The sequence below is a fragment of the Paenibacillus sp. alder61 genome, from assembly GCF_020179875.1.
In the GTDB taxonomy this organism is placed as follows: Bacteria; Bacillota; Bacilli; order Paenibacillales; family Paenibacillaceae; genus Fontibacillus; species Fontibacillus faecis.
In genome coordinates, this window is the sequence record NZ_JAIUDG010000010.1 from 44404 (window position 1) to 64906 (window position 20503).

General features: G+C 50.2%; 15 protein-coding genes. 1 reads left to right on the forward strand and 14 read right to left on the reverse strand.

Translation table 11 applies throughout. The features are described from left to right. Positions 1 to 74 precede the first annotated feature (74 nt). Positions 75 to 1550: a PLP-dependent aminotransferase family protein gene (locus LBW89_RS12080; RefSeq protein WP_148450933.1), complete on the forward strand. Its 1476-nt coding sequence runs from the start codon at positions 75 to 77 to the stop codon at positions 1548 to 1550. Here the strand turns inward: LBW89_RS12080 and LBW89_RS12085 are convergent. From LBW89_RS12085 to LBW89_RS12150, 14 genes are all read right to left on the reverse strand, one after another. Continuing rightward, complete coding sequence (locus LBW89_RS12085) at positions 1547 to 2317, reverse strand: protein-glutamine gamma-glutamyltransferase (RefSeq protein ID WP_148450934.1); 771 nt, start codon at positions 2315 to 2317, stop codon at positions 1547 to 1549. The two genes, LBW89_RS12080 and LBW89_RS12085, sit on opposite strands and share 4 nt — an antisense overlap. A 216-nt stretch (positions 2318 to 2533) precedes the next feature. Further along, positions 2534 to 3220, reverse strand: a complete 687-nt coding sequence (locus LBW89_RS12090) for an IseA DL-endopeptidase inhibitor family protein (protein WP_225039224.1) — start codon at positions 3218 to 3220, stop codon at positions 2534 to 2536. A 21-nt stretch (positions 3221 to 3241) separates the two neighbouring features. Further along, a complete protein-coding gene (locus tag LBW89_RS12095) occupies positions 3242 to 4297 on the reverse strand; it encodes a hypothetical protein (protein WP_148450936.1) in 1056 nt (351 codons plus the stop codon). Between the two features lie 155 nt (positions 4298 to 4452). Continuing rightward, on the reverse strand, positions 4453 to 4668 hold the full coding sequence (locus LBW89_RS12100) for a hypothetical protein (protein WP_148450937.1): 216 nt from the start codon (positions 4666 to 4668) through the stop codon (positions 4453 to 4455). A 52-nt stretch (positions 4669 to 4720) separates the two neighbouring features. Continuing rightward, positions 4721 to 6295 carry a hypothetical protein gene (locus LBW89_RS12105; RefSeq protein ID WP_148450938.1) on the reverse strand — a complete coding sequence of 525 codons (1575 nt, stop codon included), beginning with the start codon at positions 6293 to 6295 and terminating at the stop codon, positions 4721 to 4723. Further along, the gene (locus LBW89_RS12110) at positions 6292 to 8631 is read right to left on the reverse strand and encodes an NlpC/P60 family protein (protein ID WP_148450939.1); all 2340 of its coding nucleotides are present in this window, start codon (positions 8629 to 8631) and stop codon (positions 6292 to 6294) included. The genes LBW89_RS12105 and LBW89_RS12110 overlap by 4 nt, the downstream gene beginning before the upstream one ends. Positions 8632 to 8782: 151 nt before the next feature. After that, entirely contained in the window at positions 8783 to 10123 is a 1341-nt protein-coding gene (locus LBW89_RS12115) for a hypothetical protein (RefSeq protein WP_148450940.1), read from the reverse strand. 74 nt (positions 10124 to 10197) lie between these two features. After that, the gene (locus LBW89_RS12120) at positions 10198 to 11076 is read right to left on the reverse strand and encodes a copper amine oxidase N-terminal domain-containing protein (protein ID WP_148450941.1); all 879 of its coding nucleotides are present in this window, start codon (positions 11074 to 11076) and stop codon (positions 10198 to 10200) included. A 217-nt stretch (positions 11077 to 11293) separates the two neighbouring features. Then, positions 11294 to 14068, reverse strand: a complete 2775-nt coding sequence (locus tag LBW89_RS12125) for a hypothetical protein (protein WP_148450942.1) — start codon at positions 14066 to 14068, stop codon at positions 11294 to 11296. An 8-nt stretch (positions 14069 to 14076) separates the two neighbouring features. Then, positions 14077 to 14955 carry a copper amine oxidase N-terminal domain-containing protein gene (locus LBW89_RS12130; protein WP_148450943.1) on the reverse strand — a complete coding sequence of 293 codons (879 nt, stop codon included), beginning with the start codon at positions 14953 to 14955 and terminating at the stop codon, positions 14077 to 14079. 127 nt (positions 14956 to 15082) lie between these two features. After that, the gene (locus LBW89_RS12135; RefSeq protein WP_148450944.1) at positions 15083 to 15379 is read right to left on the reverse strand and encodes a WXG100 family type VII secretion target; all 297 of its coding nucleotides are present in this window, start codon (positions 15377 to 15379) and stop codon (positions 15083 to 15085) included. Between the two features lie 78 nt (positions 15380 to 15457). Continuing rightward, complete coding sequence (locus LBW89_RS12140) at positions 15458 to 15769, reverse strand: WXG100 family type VII secretion target (RefSeq protein ID WP_148450945.1); 312 nt, start codon at positions 15767 to 15769, stop codon at positions 15458 to 15460. 29 nt (positions 15770 to 15798) lie between these two features. Next, a complete protein-coding gene (gene essC, locus LBW89_RS12145) occupies positions 15799 to 19674 on the reverse strand; it encodes a type VII secretion protein EssC (protein WP_148450946.1) in 3876 nt (1291 codons plus the stop codon). Positions 19675 to 19681: 7 nt separating this feature from the next. Continuing rightward, the gene (locus LBW89_RS12150; protein WP_170287044.1) at positions 19682 to 20500 is read right to left on the reverse strand and encodes a DUF5050 domain-containing protein; all 819 of its coding nucleotides are present in this window, start codon (positions 20498 to 20500) and stop codon (positions 19682 to 19684) included. Positions 20501 to 20503 lie beyond the last annotated feature (3 nt).

The window sequence follows — 20503 nt, forward strand, 5'->3', positions numbered from 1 at the left end:
CTGGACCGTTCCAAGGTCCATTTCAGTATGAATTTGACCAGACCAGTTGGCCGTAAAAAAAGAGGAGGGTTACCATGTGGGGCATTGAGCTTCAGCGCGAATCCGGCAGCGGGATACCGCTGTCGCGGCAAATTTATCAGCAGATCAGCCGTTCCATTCTTGACGGCGTTATCCCGCCCTATGAAGCGCTGCCGTCGACCCGCGAGCTAGCCCGAACGCTCGGCGTGTCCCGGCACACGGTTAGCGAGGCCTACGACATGCTGCTGGCGGAGGGCTATGTCTGCAGCCGCCAAGGGGCGCCGACCCGCGTAGTGGACGGCCTGCGTCTGGAGCGTGCTGCCGGCGGCCCCGCCCGGGATGAGGACGGGACCTATACGCAGGCAGGCGTCGGGGCGGAGACGGCCGTTGGCGGCTACGCGGCGGATTTCAAGACGGGACAGCCCGATCTTCGGCGATTTCCCAAGTATGTATGGACCCGGCTGCAATCGGAGGCGTTTTCGCAGCTTGCGTTGGAGGGGCTCGGCTACGGCAGTCCGGACGGCTATGAGCCGCTGCGGAAAGAGATCGCGGCCTGGCTGTTTCGGAGCCGGGGCATCCGGGTGCCGGCCGGGCATATTTTTGTGACGGCGGGGGCTACCCAGGCCCTGAATCTTCTGGCGGATTTGCTTCACCGCGAGGGCAAAGAATTCGTGATTGAGGACCCCTGCCATCCCGGGATTTTGAATCTGCTCCGCAACCGGGGATTCAAGTACCGCCCGGCTCCGGTGGATGAGCACGGCCTGGTCGTGGAGGGCGCTGAGGCGCTCTTCCGGCACGAAAGCGGAAACGGCGATGGCGGCGGCATTTCCGCGGTATACGTTACGCCCTCCCACCAATTCCCGCTGGGCGGCATCCTGCCGGCCAACCGGCGGATTGCGCTGCTCCGGCTGGCCCGGGAGAACTCTTTTTACGTCATCGAGGACGATTATGATTGCGAGTTCCGGTATGGGGGAGCCCCGATCACGCCGCTGTACGCATTGGATGCCGAGCGGGTCATCTATGTCGGAACCTTCAGCAAGACGGTGTTCCCGTCGCTCCGCCTCGGTTTCGCCATCCTGCCCGAGCCCCTGCACCAGCGGTGGAGGTTCTTGCGCATGTACGCGGATGTCCAATGCCCGATCGTGGAGCAGGCCGCTTTGGCCGAATTTTTGCGCACGCGAAAAATGGACCGCCACGTCAGCCGTCTGCGCAAAATCTACGGACGGCGGCGCGAGGCCCTGTTGGAGGCGGTGAAGCGCCGTTTTGGCCGGGCCGTCCTCCGGGTGTGGGGCGACAACGCCGGCCTGCATCTGGCGCTGCAGTTCGCCGAGGGGAGATACGGCAAGGATTTTTCCAGGAAGGCTCGGAAGGAAGGGATTCGCCTCTCTTCGGTCAACCAATATTCGATTGCCCGCCGCGACCAACATATGGACAAACTCCTGCTCGGCTATGGCCATCTGGAGCCCGAGGAAATCCGTTCGGGGATCGACCGTTTACATGATTTCTGGCATCGCGGTTTGCCCTGGATCTAAAGGGAGTACAGCCTGCTGCCGATGCGGGCCGACACGTTGCTCAGCCCTAAAGTATAGGCATAGTCCAGCGTCTCCACCTGGTCCAATCGATAGGCGGAAACCGTGCTTCCCGGTCTTCTTTTGGTATTGAGCTCGGCGATGATCTCCGCCCCGGAGCGGAGTCCCATGCCGTGGGCGAAATAATTTCCGTCCGGCAGCAAAATCCCGTTCTCCCCGCGCCACTCGGGCGTGTTCGGATCGAAATCGGGGTTTTTGAAATAGACGACATCGCCCGGAAACGCCTCTCCGCCGGGAACGGAAATAATGCGCAGGTCGCTGTCATATTTCCAATCGTACAACAGCAATCCGCCAAAATAAGCATTAAACGCCGGTTCCCCGATGGCCTCCAGCACCCCCTTGTACAGAGCAATGACCATAGCGGTAGCGCATTCGAACGCATACGCCCACCCGTTGCGATAAATGTCGCGGATCCCCTCCGCAGGGGTTACATCGTTACGCAGGCGGAAACCGCCGTTATCCAACCGGGTCCAATACCTCTCGTTGCACCGGGAATTCGCGAACGTGGAGAATCGCGCGCCGCTACGGTAGAGACCTACGGCCGCCTCCACGATCCGGCTCCGCGTCCTGAGTTCAAATTCCAGCACCTGGACGGAACGATACGGATACGTCACCGGGCTGGCCTGTTTAAGGCGGAGAATTTCACGCTCCGTACCGCTAAGCTCCAATCCGTCCACCTGTTCCATTTCCCCGGGGGGAAGAAGAATCATGTCTGTCACCTCGTTTATCGCCGGACACCGAGCTTTCTTCGCTCCGGCAAATTTCACTGCATTTATTCCCTTGGGCTATTGTACGCTCATGAGGTGGAATGCGTGAATGGATGGGTAAGGCAGGCGGTATTGCGCACAGCCAAACAAAAAGCCAGCCCCTTGCATCCCCATTTCACACGATTGGCGGCTGCTTGGACTGACTTTGAGAAAATGAAATTACAAAAAATCGACCGGATGCGCGTTAAGCTTCCACTTTTGATTTTCATAGATAAACGGCACCTGAATCAACCGCGACTCCCCTTCGGCTTCCGGCACATCGTATTCGAAAACTTTGGTGCTGCCTTTGTCCTCGACCACCCGGGACAGCTTCGCTTTCTCCCAATCGGTCAGAGCGCTGACATCATAAGGCATATATGCGAGCTTCCCGTCTTTCTCCACCACTGTATCCGAATCGACCCATTCCGTAATCAGGGCATCGGCATATGAAGGCTCGAGATATTCCTTTATCTTGTCCTTGGTGTTCATGTCATCGCAGAAAAAATAGTACCCCAGCGGATCGTCCCCAATCTGGCGCTCTTCCAGCGGCTTGCACTTCTTACCGCCATCATAGAAAACCGTGAAGAAACGGGTAACCCCTTCATCCCGTAATTTTAGCGCCGCTTCTCCATCGAGCGGGGGAATCACGTCATCTCCCTCATCGTCCGTCCCCCAGCCCATCTCGTCCTCGGGGGTTACCAGAAGTTCGGAGGGATCTTTCTGGTCGGCGGTGTTTTCCTGCGTTTCACCTTTTTGTCCGTTGCTTGGGCCCGCGTTTGGAACGGCACTTTTGGAGCTGCAGCCCACGGCGGCCAAGAGTAAAATCATTACCGCTACAATCTGTAACCAAAATCGAGCTTGTTTCAATTTAAGCACTCCAGTCTTCTTTTACCTATTATGCAGTTCCTTAACTTCCCCGCTATCCAGCTCAATGAACACCTGGGCCGTCTCTTCTTTTTGACCGAACCAGTCGATAGGAACCACGGCATCGTACAATGTCCAATTATCCGTATTCATTTCATCGATATTGATGTACTCCGATTTTTTCAACTCGACTTCCTTCCCGTCCGCTTTCATCCATACCCGTTTCACCGTGAAGTCCTTACTGTAGAGATGAACTGCAAGATTCATTTGCTCGGAATGATTCGTATTGTAGGCAAGGACATACGTATCATAGAGCTTGGCGTATTCATCCGGATTCCCGCTAAACAAACTGATCAGATTCCGAAACGGGTAAATATCTTCCGCCCACTCCATATCCGCCTCGCCGCCCGATTGAACGGAAGCGGGGTACAGTTCATCCTTGTTGGCGGTTCGCATAGGCTCACACGCACGGCTAAACGTCTCCGACGCAGCCGGACCTCCCCCTCCGCCTTCGGGTTCCGGGGCCAATTTCTCGAGAAATTCCCCACGGCTGGAGTAGTAGCTATCCTCATCCGAAATGGTCAGCTTAACCGGTTCGCTTATTTGCCCCGAGTCCGCATAGAAAAGTCTCTTGCTCTCTTCCGAAAACACCGGGATAATGGCCGCCAAATTGACGGTATCCGAGGTCCAGACCGGGTTCGTCCTAAACGCGGCAAACCGGCTGAAATCGGAGTCGAGCCGTTCGTTGGTCCAATACCTGTAAAGTGTATATTCATAAGGGGCAACGACCGTGTTTTCCTGCATCTGTACTTTGTCAGCCGCTAAAGAAATGTAAGGAAAATAAGGAACCGGCTCCTCGCCAACTTCCGCGTCCAGGGCCCGGAAACATGCGGAAGCTTTTTCGGCCAGATCCCCGGCTTTGTCCTGATTTGGCACCTGTACGGGCGAATTTTTCGGATTGTTTTGTCTTACATTGGAAGGGTTGCTGCTATCTAACGGTTGATTGCCTGACGGGCTGTTGGAACAGCCCGTCAGCAGAGCCACCCCGACACATATTAAAACTAGAAGCGCGCTTCTCATGGTTTCTCATTCATCTCCCTGTTTCCATTCCCCTTATTTGTAGGGATGAAGCTCATCGGCCATCAATCCTCCGACTTATTAGCCTCTATGTGCTGGACGTCTTCGATATCCATAAGCATCTTCGTTACTTCTTCCTCTTCTTCCACATACTTAGATTATGAAAAATATCGATTTGATCCTCGTATTGCTTGATAACATATTTCCCTTTCCACGACCAATATGCTTCCTTCTGTTTTACCTGAAGGGCTTGAGGTGTTCTCCATTGCTACAGAATTTTTGATATTCCCTGCACTACTAGCTTCATTTTTACAACCACCTAGAACTGTAATAATGATTGCTACTAATATCATTTTAAAAGCTTTATTTTTCATATGCTCACCACTTAGCTGGATTTGATAGGGCATGCGTTTCGCCCATTTCCCGTTATTCTCCCGGGTTGTAGCTACTTAAAAACTCCAATACAAGGATTGAAGCCTCAGTGAGCGGCATCTTCTTAATGAACGATAACAAATCATCGTAAGAACTTACCAATTTCTTGGTAGCCTCATCTAAAGAAGCCTGGTCCTCTTCATTCATCGCTTCAAAGTTACCTTGTTTGTAGTAATCCCTCGAATCCATCAGTTGCTGTATCAGCTCGTTAAACTTCGCTTCGATTGATTTCGAGCCCATATTGGAATCCAGCTGTTGCAAATATCCATAGAGCACAGCATCGATCATGCTGCCTTGTCGAATAGACATATGCGACCACATCGTCCCTCCACCTTCGGAATAATAGTGCCAGTCATACCAACTACTGTTGAGGTCTGAAATACTCGCTCGCAAGTCAGACACTTCTTTCCCTTTGATAGAGTTGTCGGATACCATATCGTTAACTTTTTCCGTAAAACATTTTCCAAATTCCGAATAAGCCTCATCCATTCCCGCCTCAGAGGGATCTTCCGAATGATTTTGATAGTATTGTTCAAATGCTTTGAAAATGTCCTTCAGTTCTGCGACTTTGGGGAGAGAATCAGTACAAACGGAGGAAGATCCGGAAGTATTCGTGTTCCCCAGCTCATCATTCGACTTGAAAGTATCCAACATCTTTTCAACCTCCGTTTCCATAGTCAAAAAAAACTTGGCTTCCTCTTGATCGCTCGGCTTGTTAGTCGCCAGTGTCTTAGCTGCTACAACCCCATCCTCATTTTTAGATATGATCTTATACTTGGCTTGATCCGCATCTTCCCATTCGCTTACATTCATAGATACGATTTCTACCAGGGGATAAGCTTCCTTTTTACCTAGATATGAAATGGTATACGTATCCACTGTTTCACGAAGCGATATCTTTCCTACCCAGTTCCTCGGGAGCTGGAATGAACCACGGGATGTTTGAATTTCACTAGCGCTTCGCAAGGTTGGCTCCTGATCGTAATATCCCCAGGAACTCAACTTCATTTTGGAGGAAGCATCATACACGTTCTTGGTAGAAAAAATAACACTAGCCTCTTTTAAGGGATAGATAATACTGAAGCGATCCTCTGCTTCGGGGTCTTCTATGATCATGGTTTCGCCAACGTTTTTCATAATGTCCGAAAACGTCATCCCTCCTCTCGTCTCGCCAAAGTGGATCGAATTGGTTTCCGCAACTTCTACATGGCTAACCGGGATTTCGTCTTCTCCTGTCAAATAAAAGACCAGACCGGCTTTGTCCAATTTGACCCACGACATCCCTGTCGCTGAATCAGTTCCTTCTATTGGGGCTTCCTTATAATCCTGCTGTAATTTCTGAACTAAAGCTTTTTTGTCCAGATCAAAATACGCGATAAATTTGTTAAAGAACTCCGAGTTTTTCAAATCATACTCCGAGGCAAATCGGCCAGTTTCGGTATTCGTTGCTGTTGCTGAATTTTTTGTATCCGCCTGCGTCCCTTTGGACGGTCCTGTTTTTGCCCCACATGCTGTAAATGCTAGTAAACTTAATATAATTATTGTCAGTATTACTCCTTTTGTCTTCACTTGATCATTCCCACCTTTTTACCTTTTTGACCGTAGACGTTGCCGTCATCACCAATAATACGGCGTACCGAAATGGGTTTTTGCGTTGTCAACCAGTACCCCTTAAGCTCAGAGACTTTTACGTTTCCTCCTTTTTTATTTGAACCGCTCTCATGTATAAACTTTCCATCGCCCAGATAGAAACCAACATGACCTACCGTGGATGAATTAGGAGAAGTAAATAAAATCAGATCACCCTTTTTTAATTTGGAAATATTAAAGTTTCCAGCCCCTTTTTTGTCTTTTGTCCACACTTCCAGACCTGATCCAATCTGGGTCCGGGTATTGGCACCGATATCGATATTTGACCCTACATCCAAGTCACGCAGTATGGTTCTATAAATAGCAGAGGTAAAATCCGAACAATCCATAGCTTTTGGCGGTGAATCAGGATCCATATACTTAGGACGGTTACTGTCCATGTAATATGGAACTTTACCTTGAAACTTTTTAGCTAAATCGAGTACCTTTTCCCGGACTTCATCAACTCCCTGGGCAGATTTGGACGGAACGCTCTGCTGCGGCTTAGGTTGAGTGTTTTCTTTATTAGGGCTTACTTGGTTAGGAGCCTCAGTTAATGACAATAACATTACGGCAACCCCTGGATTGTCATCTTTGACAGGACCGTAAGTAAAGACATTATCTTTATAGTATTTTCCTTCCAGTGGAATGTTCGTACCGCTAAATACATAAACGCTGTTCACCTTATGATTAATATAACCAAGGCCGTTGTAACACTCGGCGTAGGTCATCATCTTGGCGATATCCTTAGTTGAATGATTTATCCCCACTTTGTCACGAACAGATTTTTTCATATTAATAGCATGAATCGCCGCTTCTTCCCAATCTGTAAAAAAGATTCCTTTCGGAACATGGACAGTTTTCTTACCGAGTGGATCTCCATTATGCAAGTACGTATCAAAGTTACCGGAACCTTCTCTCCAATGAATTGCGGCAATTAATTCGGGAGGAATCCCCGTTTTTTTAGATACAGCTTCATACTTGTGTTTGTACTTGGCATAGTGCTGTTGAAATTTCTTTAAAGAATTCATCACAGCTTTGTTGGTCTGATCTTGTGTAATGTAGGGTAAAAGCCATGTATTACGTGCATATATAGCTTGAATCTTCTTATTTTTATCCTCTATCCCTTTAATCCTTGTGTTTGTACTTTTTAAATCGGCAAGATCAAGCGGTTTAGATGGTTTTGAATTTGGAGAGGGAGTCTTATTCTCTTTCTCTTTTGTTTTCAGATAAGTTCCCGCCGGCCCTGCTCCCATCCACAGCTCCCGATAGTCCACATCATCGACCATCTCCGAGGAGAGAGAATACTTGGTTTTCAGAGCCGTCCTGAGTTTTTCGGCATAGGCGTGGGCGCCGTCCATTTCTTTTTGCATGTTTTTAGCTTTGTATTCATGCCAAGCGGTTTGGGAACGGCCAATTTCGGTCAAAAGCTTGTGAATTTCGCCCAATTGGGATTTGGCCCACGCCCCTTCCTTCCCGCCTTTCATCATCAATCCCAGCAAATATATGTATTGGTTGTCCTTCGGCATCTCCATCGGTATAAATTTACCGTCTTTAGTAATGGAAAAAGAAGGATCGTAAGAACAGGCCTGAATCGGCGCTCCGGAAAACAGGTGGCTTAACTTGACCTCTTTTCCATAATATTTCTCGTCAATCCCCAAACCCTTTAAGACTTTTCGTAGTCTCTCCGCTTCTTTGTGGGCCCCCTCCATCAACAGCTTGTTGTTGAACGCTTTGTAGACGGAATAAGCCATTTGGGCCCGGCCAATGTCATATCTCGCCTTAAAAATCGTGTCCAGCTTTTGCTTGGCCTCTTGCTTTTCCTCCTCCGTCCCATGAAGGGCTTGCTGATGGAGTTTTTGTACAACCGGATCGTCAAACAACGGATCCTTCAGATATTTTGCGGCACCGTCTCCGGTAAACGCCCCGGTTTTTCCATAATAAGAAGAAGGGAAAGCGAAGTGCTGCTGTATCGTTTTTTTGACCGATTCTTCACTGTCCAGATAGGTCTGGGAGACTTGCGTCAGTCCTTTGGCTTTCTGGTGCAACGATGAAGTTAATATTCTCGCGGAGTCTGTCACCTCGCGTAAGCTGTCCTCCACAGCGTCCAGGGCGCGCTGCACTTCCCTCTCTTCATCATACCGACCTCGAAGGTCCTGGAGAAATCGGTATAAACTCTGATGCACCCTACGTTCCCCGTCTTCGGTGCCGTCCCCCAAACCTTTCAGCTTTAGGGAGAGCTCATCTATTTTGGTCGGATCTACCTTGATACTCATGGCTTTGTTCCTTTCCTAAAAATTTTAAAGCTCCTCACCACCCCAAAATGTAATGCTTTAACAGGGAGGTTGGCGCTATGCTACTTTACGATTTAATGTTTGGCCAGCTAAACGATTCCTACTTATTCGTTCGGATGAAACTCATCGGCCATCAATCCTCCGACTCATCAGCCTCAATGAGCTGGACGTCTTCGATATCCATGAGCATTTTCGTTACTTCTTCCTCTTCTTCCACATACGTAGACTCATAAGCCTGATCAGCAAGTTGGGTATAAACGATCACAACACCGTTGATCTCCCCCAGTTTGTTCCAGGGGTATTCGTCCGGCGGCGAGGCTGCCCACTCTTCCGGCGTAGCGCCGGAAATATTCATAATCCAAGCAGGATTTTCCAGTGCTGTATTATGAAAAATGTCGATTTGATCCTCGTATTGCTTGATAACATATTTCCCTTTCCACGATTCCGGAAATTGGAGAGAGAATTTGACCGTAGTGTCATTTTTTTTAATGGTAAATATATTGGGGTCCCTGTAGTCCTCTTCCATCTGAACCGCCGGTTGAAAAGTCGCTAACATTTCATCAACTTGCGACTCCATACTGTGGTAAACCTGGCCTTCCTCTTGATCGCTTGGCTGGTTAGTTTCCAGTCTCCTTGCTGCTACAACCCCATCCTCATTTTCAAGAATGATCTTATATTCGGCTTGATCCATTTCATTCCACTCTCTTACATTCATAGCTACGATTTCAACCAAAGGATAAGCTTCCTTCTTGCCTAGATATGAAAGGGTATATGTATTCACCATTTCGCGAAGCGATATCTTTCCTACCCAGTTCCTCGGGAGTTGGAACGAACCACGGTTCGTTTGAATTTCAGTAGCGCTACGTAAAGTGGGCTCCTGGTCGTAATATCCCCAAGAACTCACCTCCATTGTGGAGGAAGGCTCATATACGTTCTTGGTGTAAAATACAACGCTAACCTCTTTCATGGGATAGGTGATACTGTAGCGTTTCTCCAAATCGGGGTCCTCCATGACCATTGTCTCGCCCGCTTTTTTCATAACATCCGAAAATGTCATTTGTCCTCTCGCCCCGCCATAGTGAATCGGGTTGGTTTCCGCTATCTCCACATGACTAACCGGCACTTCGTCTTCCTCCGTCAAGTAAAAGGTTAGCCCCGCTTTTTCCAACTTGACCCACGGCATCCCTGTCGCTGAATCAGTTCCTTCTATAGGGGCTTCCATGTAATCCTGCTGCAGTTTTTGGATCAATGCGGCTTTGTCCAGATCAAAATACGCGACAAATTTGCTAAAGAAGTCCGGATTTTTCAAATCATATTTCGGGTCAAATTGGCCGGTCTCGGTATTGACCGTCGCAGTTGGCTCTGGCTGCACCTGAGTTGCTTCAGGCTGTCCCGCCCTTGTTCCGCATGCGGTTACTGCCATCAGCACACCCAGAAAAAAAACCAAGGTCAATATAACTTGTTTTCGTCTCACTTCAATCCCCCATTGAACTTACCTGTCTATTTACCTGCACATCTATTTAAAGCCATGCTTGTTGATAGACCAACTTACTTATACCAAATTTCTATGTTTATACTGGTGTAAGGCTGCGATGCCACAACAATCTTGTACTTTTTATCCTTAAACACTTTTTCCACCAGCTCATCCTCACCTTTTTTCTTTTGCTTGGCATAGTTAATGACTGATTTCACCGTATCTTCATCCACATTTTGAGATAACAACTCCTCGACATCTTTAAACCCTTGTTCCGGATTGTCATCCGAGTCGTCGATAGAGAGCATTAAATTTAATATAGTAGTTGTATTCCCGTCCTCCTTTTTATAACGGTCACCTACAGTTAAACCGGACTTATAAAAATTGTAGTAGCTAAACCCTTCACTCTCTTTCTTCTTGCTCTTCCCCTCCACATTTCTTGAAGCTTCCCAGGCATCCCAGTCAAACGGTTTTTCTGTATTAGCATTGTTACCACTGCCCCCGCTAGCTCCCGCACCTGTATGAATCGATACCATATAATTCAAAGAGTCCCAGTTCACTTGTGCGCCAAGAGCCTCGCTTACAAAACGAAGCGGTACATAGGTTCTGTCCGATTTCCGCAAGGCCGCCGTGTCCATTGGCTCGGTTTTGCCGTTCACCGTATAAGCCTTTTTGCCGAGCGTCAGGACGATCTGATTGGAATTCAAGTCTACGGTCACTTTCTTTGTTTTGCTGTTCCAGGCCACTTTGGCGCCAAGAGCTTCACTTACAAAGCGTACCGGTACCTGGACCCGATTGCTTTTATCCACCAAAGGCTGAGCATCCGGAAAACTCATTTTCTCCCCGTTTAATTCCACGCGCAAAGACAACTTCGCCGCGGAAGAGACCATTGGCATTGTGGTAAATATGAAAAGTAGGGACAGAAGAAAAAATCCTATTCTCTTAAGTTTCATTAAATAAACCCTCTCTCGTTTTTTTGCTTCGATTAGCACCCCATCACAGAAACAACGTGACGTGGCGACTATTTACATCCACCAAGCCCATGAGCTTTAGGGAGAGCTCATCGATTTTGGCCGGTTCCTTTCCTTAAATTTAAAAAAGCCCCCCCACCGCCCCGAAAATGTATGCTTTAACAGGGAGGATGGAGGGGTTGCTTCATGGAAATTTCGCTTAGCTGTTCAAATCATCGAACATGGAGCCGATGACGGTGATCTTCATGCTGTCCAGTTCTTCGACACCTTTCAAGGTGCCCAAAACTTTATAGGCATGCTTGAATCCCTTTAGATTAATATCATCGAACCAAACCTTGATGTTGTAGTTCCCATTCGGCATATTCGCATGAGTATACAAATATTTGTTTTCCGGATTGACGACGATCGTAATTTTGGAGGTTTCCGTGATTTTGTACATATGCTGGCCGTCTTTCACGTATTCTCTATATTTATACTTCGAATGGCTTTTCGCTGTCTTGGATTCGCTGTACCCTTCCAGTACTCTCTTCCAGAACTCATGAGTACTATCTTCGGCCGTGTCCTCGGAATGAAAAACTTCGTAGATGTCCTGCGTGTACCGTGAAGGATCATCGCTTCGATCCAATACATCGATCAGTTTTTCGCCGTTCACGCCTTTGCTTTGTTCAACCGTTAAGACGCCTTTTTTACGCACAAAGCCTCCCCCTTTAGGGGCCAAGCCTTCGTTCAAAATATTTACGGCTTCTTTCTTGTTGTTGATATAAATCAGATCAGACTCATAGCGGAAAGCCCCGATTAGACTGTTCACCAAGTCCTTGTGATCCTGGGTCATTTCGCCGTTCTGCGGTTTTTTGTCTTTAAAAACGACCGTATTCAAAGTAAACGTATAGCTGCCGGCCGGATTGAAATAATAGCCCGATTTGACCGGATAGGCGTATTTCTGAAGCTGCTTATCCGTCGCGAAAACGGCCTTGTCATAAAGCGATTTTTTATTCGTTCTTCCCGCCGCCGCTTTTCTGGATTGGCTATATTCGGTTTCGAGAGAACTGGTTTTGTTCAAGGTCAAGCCCCCGCTTGCCTGTTGGATAAACTCCCGTTTATACTGACCCGGGACTCTGGTCCAATTGTAGGGCTGTCCGTTTTCGTCTTGATGATGCATCCAACGAATTACGGAATAACAATAGGGCTCATTCGTCCAAAACAATTTTTTCTCGAGTGCACTGCCAGTATTGTTTTCGATCTCGTCCCGGTAAGTATATTTTTCGAGTTCCTTCTTGCCGTTGTAGACATACATGGCGTATGGTTTTTTTATGTTGCCGCTGTCAAACTCAGCGGTTACAAACCCACTTTTTGTTTGTGATTTAGTTTCGCATTCCCCTGGACCTGAACAATCCTGATAGTACTCAGTATATTGATAAGGCCGGCTCACGGAACCCTCGTAGTAGATCTCCCCGATGCGGAGCAATGGATTATCCGGATTGCTGAGATTGACATATTGTTTGTTTTCCGGATCATCCTTTTTACCATTAATTCCAAAATCTTTCCGCATGATGGTATAAGTCACTATAGGAGCCCGGGTTATATTTTCACTGGCTTCATTGACTTTATTGTTAAACACCTTATACTCTCTTAATAAATCATCGGTCCTATTATGAGCATTCAAAATCCCCGTTGCATTTCCAGTCCATCTTGCGTCAGGTAGATCCGGTAATTTCAAGGTCACGGTATTTGCCGGTAAAATGATCTTTTCTTTTTTGGTCAACATATCATAAGGCAACGGAATCGGCTTGACGACCTTTATAGTAGATTCCACAATGTTGTTGTTCAGAACCGTCTCCTTCGGGGAGGTTCCGTTCTCGTTGACTTTAAACTGAATGCGAACATCACTATCCGGCATCGTGAAGGATGCCGTAAGCCGACGCTCCTTATTGGCACCTATAGGAATCGTGCCCGACGGTTGCGCATAATGAGCATTATCGCTAAAAGACAACTGATCCGTTTCTTTCGTTAAAGCTCCGCCTCCCGCCCGTGTTATGGACCAGGAAAAAGCCGGAGTTACCCCATTGGCAAATGTCGACTCCACCATCACTGTAACCTTAACCGTTTCACCGGCTACCGCCTGGGAAGGCAACTCATCAAACGAGACAGATAAATCACTTCCCTGAGTAGCAGCAAATGCGGCAATAGGAATATCCAAGTACGTGGATCTCATATAGACGCGTCCAAATCCCTGAGACAGGTATGTCGGAGGCTGAATGATATGAACATATTTAATCCAGCCGCCTTCCGGAGCTCCGTTCGTGTAGTACACTTTTCTCGTCGCGTACTCGGAATCTTTATTGTTATACATAAGATCCTCACCATAAGCAACTCCGGCATACTTGGTGTTAAGTGCTTTTAGAATCTGCTTTTCGAAATTACCATGAGGTAAGTATTCATACAGCTTCTCAGGAATCTCTCTTCTGTAATTATTCGGGAAATCATCAAAATCATTCGCATTCCCTTTATCTTCCCACGGGGTGGGTATCAGTCTAAGTTTATGAATTGGCACGCCGCTCCACCCAGCATCCCAAGGAAACCCATCAGTGGAAACTGAATCTCCAAACTTGTTATATCCAGAATACCTACGCATTTTTTGGCCTTTATGGACTATCTCTGTATCATGGCTGCTCCCGTAGACTATATCAAATCCCGTAAATTTCTGAGGATTTCTAATCCCTTCATCTATCTGCTTTTGTATGAGAGCAGCGTTAAACGCACCATTTTTAGTTTTGGCAGGATAATAATTATCTTCCCCATACAATACTTTCATGTCCTCATTCGCTTGCTTTAACACTAATTCGGGGGTAAGAGTCTTTAAATAGCCAACCAAATCATCCTTATAATCTAATGGCTCAGACCCCACTTTAGTTTGAGGAATAAATCCGCAAAATAGAACGATTAACAAAAATGCAGCCAATCGCTTACTTATCATAACCTCACCTACTTATACCAAACGTTGATGTTTATGTCACCATATGTCTGAGATTGAACAATCACTTTGAAGGTTTCATCTGTAAAGGTCTTCTTGGCCAATTCATCTTCCTCTAGCTTCTTTTGTTTTACGTAATTCATAACAGAATCAACCGTCTTTTTATCAATTCTTTGGCTCAGAATTTCCTCAGCATCCTTTTGTTGTTGGCTCAGGTCATCCCCAACATGGCCAAAGCTCACCAGTAGTTGAAGAATCGGTCCCTTCTTTGTTTTCGGATCATAACCACTATCTAAAACACTTAACCCTGAATTATAAAAACCGTTAAAACTAAATCCCTCTAACTTTATTTTCTCGCTCTTCCCCTCCACATTTCTCGAAGCTTCCCAAGCCTCCCAATCAAACGGTTTTTCTGTATTCGCATCGTTACCCTTCGCTCCGCTAGCGCCCGCACCCGTATGAATCGACACCATATAATTCAGAGAGTCCCAGTTCACTTGCGCACCAAGAGCCTCACTTACAAAACGAAGAGGTACATAAGTTCTGTCCGATTTCCGCAAGGCCACTGTGTCCATTTGCTTGGTTTTGCCGTTCACGGTATAAGCTTTCTTGCCGAGCGTCAGAACGATCTGATTGGAATTCAAGTTTACGGTCACTTTTTTGGTTTTGCTGTTCCAGTCCACTTTTGCTCCGAGCGCCTCACTTACAAAACGTACCGGCACTTGCACCCGGTTGCTTTTATCTACCAAAGGCTGTGCATCCGGAAAACTCATTTTCTCCCCGTTCAATTCCACGCGCAAAGACAACTTCGCCGCGGAAGAGACAGCGGGAAGCGCAGCCAACAGCAGGATCAGCGACAACAGAATAAAACCCGTCTTTTTCAATTTCATGATTAGTCATCTCCTTTTATATAAATGTTAGATGTCATATGTATCTCAATTCCCGAAGTTCGAGTTCATTGCTTTCGTGACTAAATGTAGACGTGGCGACCTACGCCACCACGTCTACGGACAAGAATTAGATTTTCAGCTTGCTTGCGAGATCCGCATCGCTTTGTCTCTTGACTTCAGCGATTTGACCGATAAGTTGTTTGTAGTCCTCAATCCATTTGTTCAAGCTTGTTACGACTTGGCCTTTGGTCGTTTGGAAGTTCGCGATGAACGCTTCTTCCGAACCGCCGGACCACCAGGATTTCACGCCTTCGACCATCGTGGCCATCCGCTTCAAATCGGATTCGATTTTCGCGATTTCGGACTGCAATTTGTTTTTCAGCCCTTCCGCTTGGTCGAAATCAAACTTTTGTTGGTTTGCCATTATAAATTCACCTCCTTTCAAGGATTTTCCTCCCCTCTTCATCCAGCAGAGGAGTCAAGCTCTAATCGCCGCCGCTCCCTATCTCCCGGAAACGGCAGCCCCCTTGCTCTTCTCCGCCGCGGCCTTGGCCTTTCGGGCTTCATCGGCTTGGTCCACCCTGTCCGCCAGCCGGTTCAGGCCGCTGGACAGTTTATCCAACTTGCCCAGGAGACCGGTCACTTCCCTCTGGATCTCCTTGTAGCCGGTACGGAACCCGTTCCCGGCCTCCCCTTGCCACCAGTCTTTCGATTGGTTTACCGCGGCCTGGCACTTCGTGCTGTCGCTTTTTAAATCCGACTTGACGTCATACACCAGCTTAGCCTTCGCTTTGATCTCAGAGACGGTTGACATCGGTCACTCCCCCTTTCGGAAAATAGCCCTTAATAACCGGCCGCGGCCACAGCTTCTTTTACCGGCTCGGCGGCACATCTCAGACCGGTGAACTTGTTCTTGACGATAAAATATCCGTCCATCGCCTCAAGTTCCTTTTCCGTCGCCCCATACGGCAGTCTCGCGGAGAAGAGCGTCTGTTCCTTGATGCTGCCGATCAGCAGGCCGGTCTGCTCTTCCTTGATCGCCTTGCCGAGGCTGTCCCAGTTGCCGGTGAAATCGGAGATGTTGTCCGCCGCGATCACGGCGACCTTCATGCCGCGCTCCTGCTTCACGATGCGTTCGATCAGCTCTTTCAGGGAATATTTATCGCCGTCCGTAAACTCGCTGAGCTTATCGAAGGCAAAAATAATCTGTTTCCACGAACGCACCAGTTCCTGCACATCTCCGCTGCTGCGGCGGCACTCCGCCATCTGTCTGCGGCGCTCGTCCAGCAGCTCCTGTATCCGCTCGATAAAGTCGTCTTCCGCTTCGGCCAAATCGGTGACATGCTCCCGGCCCATAATATCGAACAGGCCCATGCCGTTGGAGTCGAGGGCATACACCTCGGCGTCGCCGAGCATGTTGATCCAGGAGCGGAGCAGCGTACTCTTGCCGGACATGGACTCCCCGGCGATCATCAGCACCGGCGTCGCGTACAGGTCGATATGCACCGGCTGGAGATCGGTATTCCCGAGGCCGATCGCGAGCTTTCCACCGCCCGGCTGAATCTCCCGGATATCGATGCTCGAAGGCATCATCGGGATCGGTCTGGCCTTCGTGCAGGACAGTCCGGCAAAGCGTTCCAGCATCTGCTCGGTGCCGACATCTTCATACTCCGGAAGCGAAGTCTGGAATTCCAGCGGCGGCTTGCCCCGGACGAGTCCCCGTCCGGCCACCTTCATCGGTTCCAAGCCTTCCGTCCGGCCGACCACGCTGTCGTAGTCGCCTTTTTCCGTCATCTGGAGGGCTACCGCCAGCTTGAAGTTGACCGACAATTTGTATCGTACAAAGGTGGCGTTGGTGGCCGTGGCGACGAGATAAATGCCGTATTTGGAACCTTCCCGCGCCAGCAGCATCATTTGGGCGTCCAGATCCTCATAGGATTCCGACAGCGCAAAATAGTTGTCGATGATCAGCACAATCGCCGGCAGCGTATGGCCGGAAGCGCGATAAGCGTTGAAGCCTTCGCTGCCCATTTCCTCAAACCGCGCCTTGCGCTGCTCGATCTCCCGGAACAGGAACAGCATGAACTGATCGATCTTCCCTTTTTCCTCGAGCGTCATCACCCCGCCGACATGCGGCAGTTTCTCGAATACCCGCAGCGAGTTGCCGCCGAAATCCATCAGGTAGAGGTTCGCCTCATCCGGCGAGTAAGTTTGGGCGATCGACATGCACAACGTTTTGAGAAACACGGTTTTTCCCGTTCCCGGCGCGCCGTAGACGAACAGATTGCCTTCCCCCGCAAAATCGACCTCCAGCACGTTCTGGCTTTGATTCCGCGGATCGTCCATCCGCCCGACCGGCACCGAGAGCAGCTTCTCCCGCTTCGGCCAATGCCCGGGGACAAAGCCGTCCCCCAAAATGTTGTCGAAGTGGAGGACTTCCGGAAGCGGCGGCAGCCAAGGCCCCTTCAAAGGCGAAATGCCCGACGCCTCCGCCGTCTCCGTAATCCGCTCGACCATGGCTTCCAGTTGGGTCGGCAGCTCGTGCTTGACGATCTTCTCTTCCGACAGCGGATAGATTTGCTCCATCCGGCCGTTCAGCGAGACCTCGTAAATCCGCTTCGCCTTGTTCTCGCTCTTCTGCATCGCTCCTTCGGGATCGTAATCCGCTCCCGAGTAAGTCGATTGGAACAGCTCGAAAATCTCGTCGTTCCCGACCTGAATGTAGGCGCGCCCCGGCTCCTTGATCATCGCCGCGTCCGGGCGTTTGATGACGTCCTTGCTGTCCCGTTCGTCCTGAACCTTGAGACAGATCTTGAACTTGGAGTTACTCCAGATCTGGTCGTCGACCACCCCGGCCGGCTTTTGCGTCGCCAGAATGAGATGCACGCCCAAGCTTCGGCCTACGCGGGCCGCGCTGACGAGCTCTTTCATAAATTCCGGCTGATCCTGCTTCAGCTCCGCGAACTCGTCCGCGATCATGATCAGGTGAGGAATGGCCGGCATCCGGCCGTCCTTGTTGTTGCTATAGTAAAGCTTCTGATATTTATCGATGTTGTTGACCCCGAATTCCGAGAAAATCCGCTGCCGGCTCATCAGCTCGCTTTTGATGGACAACAGCGCCCGCGTTGTCTGGTTGCCGCCCAGGTTCGTAATCGTCCCCACCAGATGCGGCATCCCTTGGAACACATCGGCCATGCCGCCGCCTTTATAGTCGATCAGAACAAACACCAGATCATGCGGATGATAGTTCATCGCCAGCGAAATGATGATGCTCTGCAGCAGCTCACTTTTCCCCGAGCCCGTCGTCCCAGCGACCAAACCGTGCGGACCGTGCCCCGTCTCGTGCATATCGAGGTTAAAAAGATTGCCTCCCGCCTTGATGCCGATCGGCACGCTCATCCCTTTGAACGGCTTATTGATCGTCCATCGGGATAACAGATCCACTTCCTTCGTCGTCTTGGCCTGCAGCATGTCGAGCAGGGCCAACGAGTTCGGCAGCGTGAAGTTGCCGCCCGAGTTTTTGATGCGCAGCGGCGCCATTTTCCGGGCCGCCTGCTCCAACTGCTTAAGGCTTACGGTGTCGGGGTTGAACGTGTTCTTCTCCCCGGTTTCCCGGTCCGCCAGCTCCCCGGTCTTGCCCTGGGCCAGAATCACCTGCTTGCAGTTCATCGGCAGGTAAGCCTGGTGTTTGGCCAAGTACACCGTCGACAGCCCCAGCGCGGCGCTCTTGTTGTACAAGTATTTCGTGATCGGCTCCTCATCAAGCAGCGAAGCGTCCTCGACGATGAACACGTAGTGCGGCAGCGGAATACCGCCGATCTTGCGCCGCTCGCGTTCCTTGAACACGTTGTTCAGCTCGCCGAGCACGGCGTGGGCGATCGCTTTGCCGCAGAGCAGGAAACGGAAATCGAAGCCGTCGCTCCACAGATGCGGGAGATGGCGCAGCCAGTTCCACTTCTCCAGCCCGTCCTCCGCGGCCAGCACGACCAACCGCACGTCGTCGTAGCCGTGGTGGGTCACGAGCTGCAGCAGCATTTGCGTCACCATGTCAAACGTCTTCTCATCCTCGCCGGCGATCCCGACGATTTCCGCCTGAATCAGGTTGACCGAGACCGGCACGCCCTGCACGCGCTCGAATTCCAGCGCCAGCCGCTGCGGTTCCATCATCAGCGGGTCGCTCTCCAGAATGATCGCCTGCTTGGTATACTTGATTTTCAGCTCGGCCGGAACACTCCCTACGCCCAGGCGAAGCGACAAGAAATCGGGCGAAGATGGCGTTCTTTCCCACAGCCGGTTGTCGATCTCTTGAATCCGCTGCAGACAGGCCGCCGGATCGGGACTCATCTCGTTCATCGCCTTGATTTGCTGTTCCCGCGCCAGTTGAAGCTCGCTCCGGCTGTCCGTGATGAACTGCAAATACTTCTGCTCGCGTTCCTTTTTCTTCTTCTTATACTTACGGATTTGCGAAGCTGCGCCGGTCAGGGACACGATCAGGGTCATCACCGTCATGGCGATCGAAAGCATCATGTACATGGACTGGGACGTCAGCGCCAGCAGCAGCGTAATGACCAGCATCACCGCCGGCGGCGCCAGCAGGGCGAACCAGGAGATTTCCGGCTTCTCATAGGCGTGAGGAGGATTCGGGATCTCCAGCTCGCCCCCCGGCATTTCCGGAAGAAACCGGGGCTGCCGGCTAAATTCATATTTTTCGTTGATCATACGTACCTCACGATAAAGTTATGACTTTGACCGCCTGCCCGCCGGACAGCGACATCCGGTACCACTCCTGCCGGCTGCAAAAATACAGCATATCCCGCAGAACATGCAGGTGATCGGCCCGCTCGCCGCAAATCCGGATCCGGCTTCCCGTATCGGGATCGATCCGGTAGATGGAGCTTTCATTGAGCCGGTTGGCACAGTACAGATAGCGCCCGTCGCTGTTCAGACTGTTTGGCGCGATGTCGTCATATACGCTCGATTGTCCGGTCGGCGGATGCAGGACGGTGAGCAGGTGTTGATTCTTCTTATCGGCAAAAACCAGGCGCTCGCCCAATGTAATCAATTGCACCGCAGCGTGTTCCGAAACCAGTTCCCGGTCGCCGCCGTCAAGCCCGCAGGAGCGGATCCCCTGCTCTGTCGCATAATAGATCCGGTTCGCTTCCACCACGAAAGCTTCCACCGCATCGTCCGCCACCCGGGCTTCGCTTCTGCCGTTAAGCAGGCAGCGGTACAGCTTCCGGTCGTTTTCCCCGATATAGTACAGCCACTCGCCCTGCCGGGTCAGACCGTAAACCGGGCGGTCCAGCAGCGGCTCGGGAGCCTGCGAGCCGCGGTCCAGGCGGCACAGCCGGTTTCCCCGCGTCTGGTCGCTGCAATAGATCGCGTCCTCCGCCTCGTTCATAAACCAGAACACCCCGTCCAGCAGCTCCGTCACGCCGGCCGCTTCGTCGCGCCGAAAGGTACCGGAATAGCCCCGGAGATCGGCGAGAAACAGGCCGTTCCCGCTCTCAAAGGCGACTCCGCCATTATGGATATTGCTGTTCACGGT

Coding starts and splice junctions, on each gene's coding strand:
- LBW89_RS12095 (WP_148450936.1), bottom strand. CDS start 4,297: ATGAGAAGCGCGCTTCTAGTTTTAATATGTGTCGGGGTGGCTCTGCTG.
- LBW89_RS12125 (WP_148450942.1), bottom strand. CDS start 14,068: ATGATAAGTAAGCGATTGGCTGCATTTTTGTTAATCGTTCTATTTTGC.
- LBW89_RS12130 (WP_148450943.1), bottom strand. CDS start 14,955: ATGAAATTGAAAAAGACGGGTTTTATTCTGTTGTCGCTGATCCTGCTG.
- LBW89_RS12080 (WP_148450933.1), top strand. CDS start 75: ATGTGGGGCATTGAGCTTCAGCGCGAATCCGGCAGCGGGATACCGCTG.
- essC (WP_148450946.1), bottom strand. CDS start 19,674: ATGATCAACGAAAAATATGAATTTAGCCGGCAGCCCCGGTTTCTTCCG.
- LBW89_RS12110 (WP_148450939.1), bottom strand. CDS start 8,631: ATGAGTATCAAGGTAGATCCGACCAAAATAGATGAGCTCTCCCTAAAG.
- LBW89_RS12140 (WP_148450945.1), bottom strand. CDS start 15,769: ATGTCAACCGTCTCTGAGATCAAAGCGAAGGCTAAGCTGGTGTATGAC.
- LBW89_RS12135 (WP_148450944.1), bottom strand. CDS start 15,379: ATGGCAAACCAACAAAAGTTTGATTTCGACCAAGCGGAAGGGCTGAAA.
- LBW89_RS12120 (WP_148450941.1), bottom strand. CDS start 11,076: ATGAAACTTAAGAGAATAGGATTTTTTCTTCTGTCCCTACTTTTCATA.
- LBW89_RS12100 (WP_148450937.1), bottom strand. CDS start 4,668: ATGAAAAATAAAGCTTTTAAAATGATATTAGTAGCAATCATTATTACA.
- LBW89_RS12085 (WP_148450934.1), bottom strand. CDS start 2,317: ATGATTCTTCTTCCCCCCGGGGAAATGGAACAGGTGGACGGATTGGAG.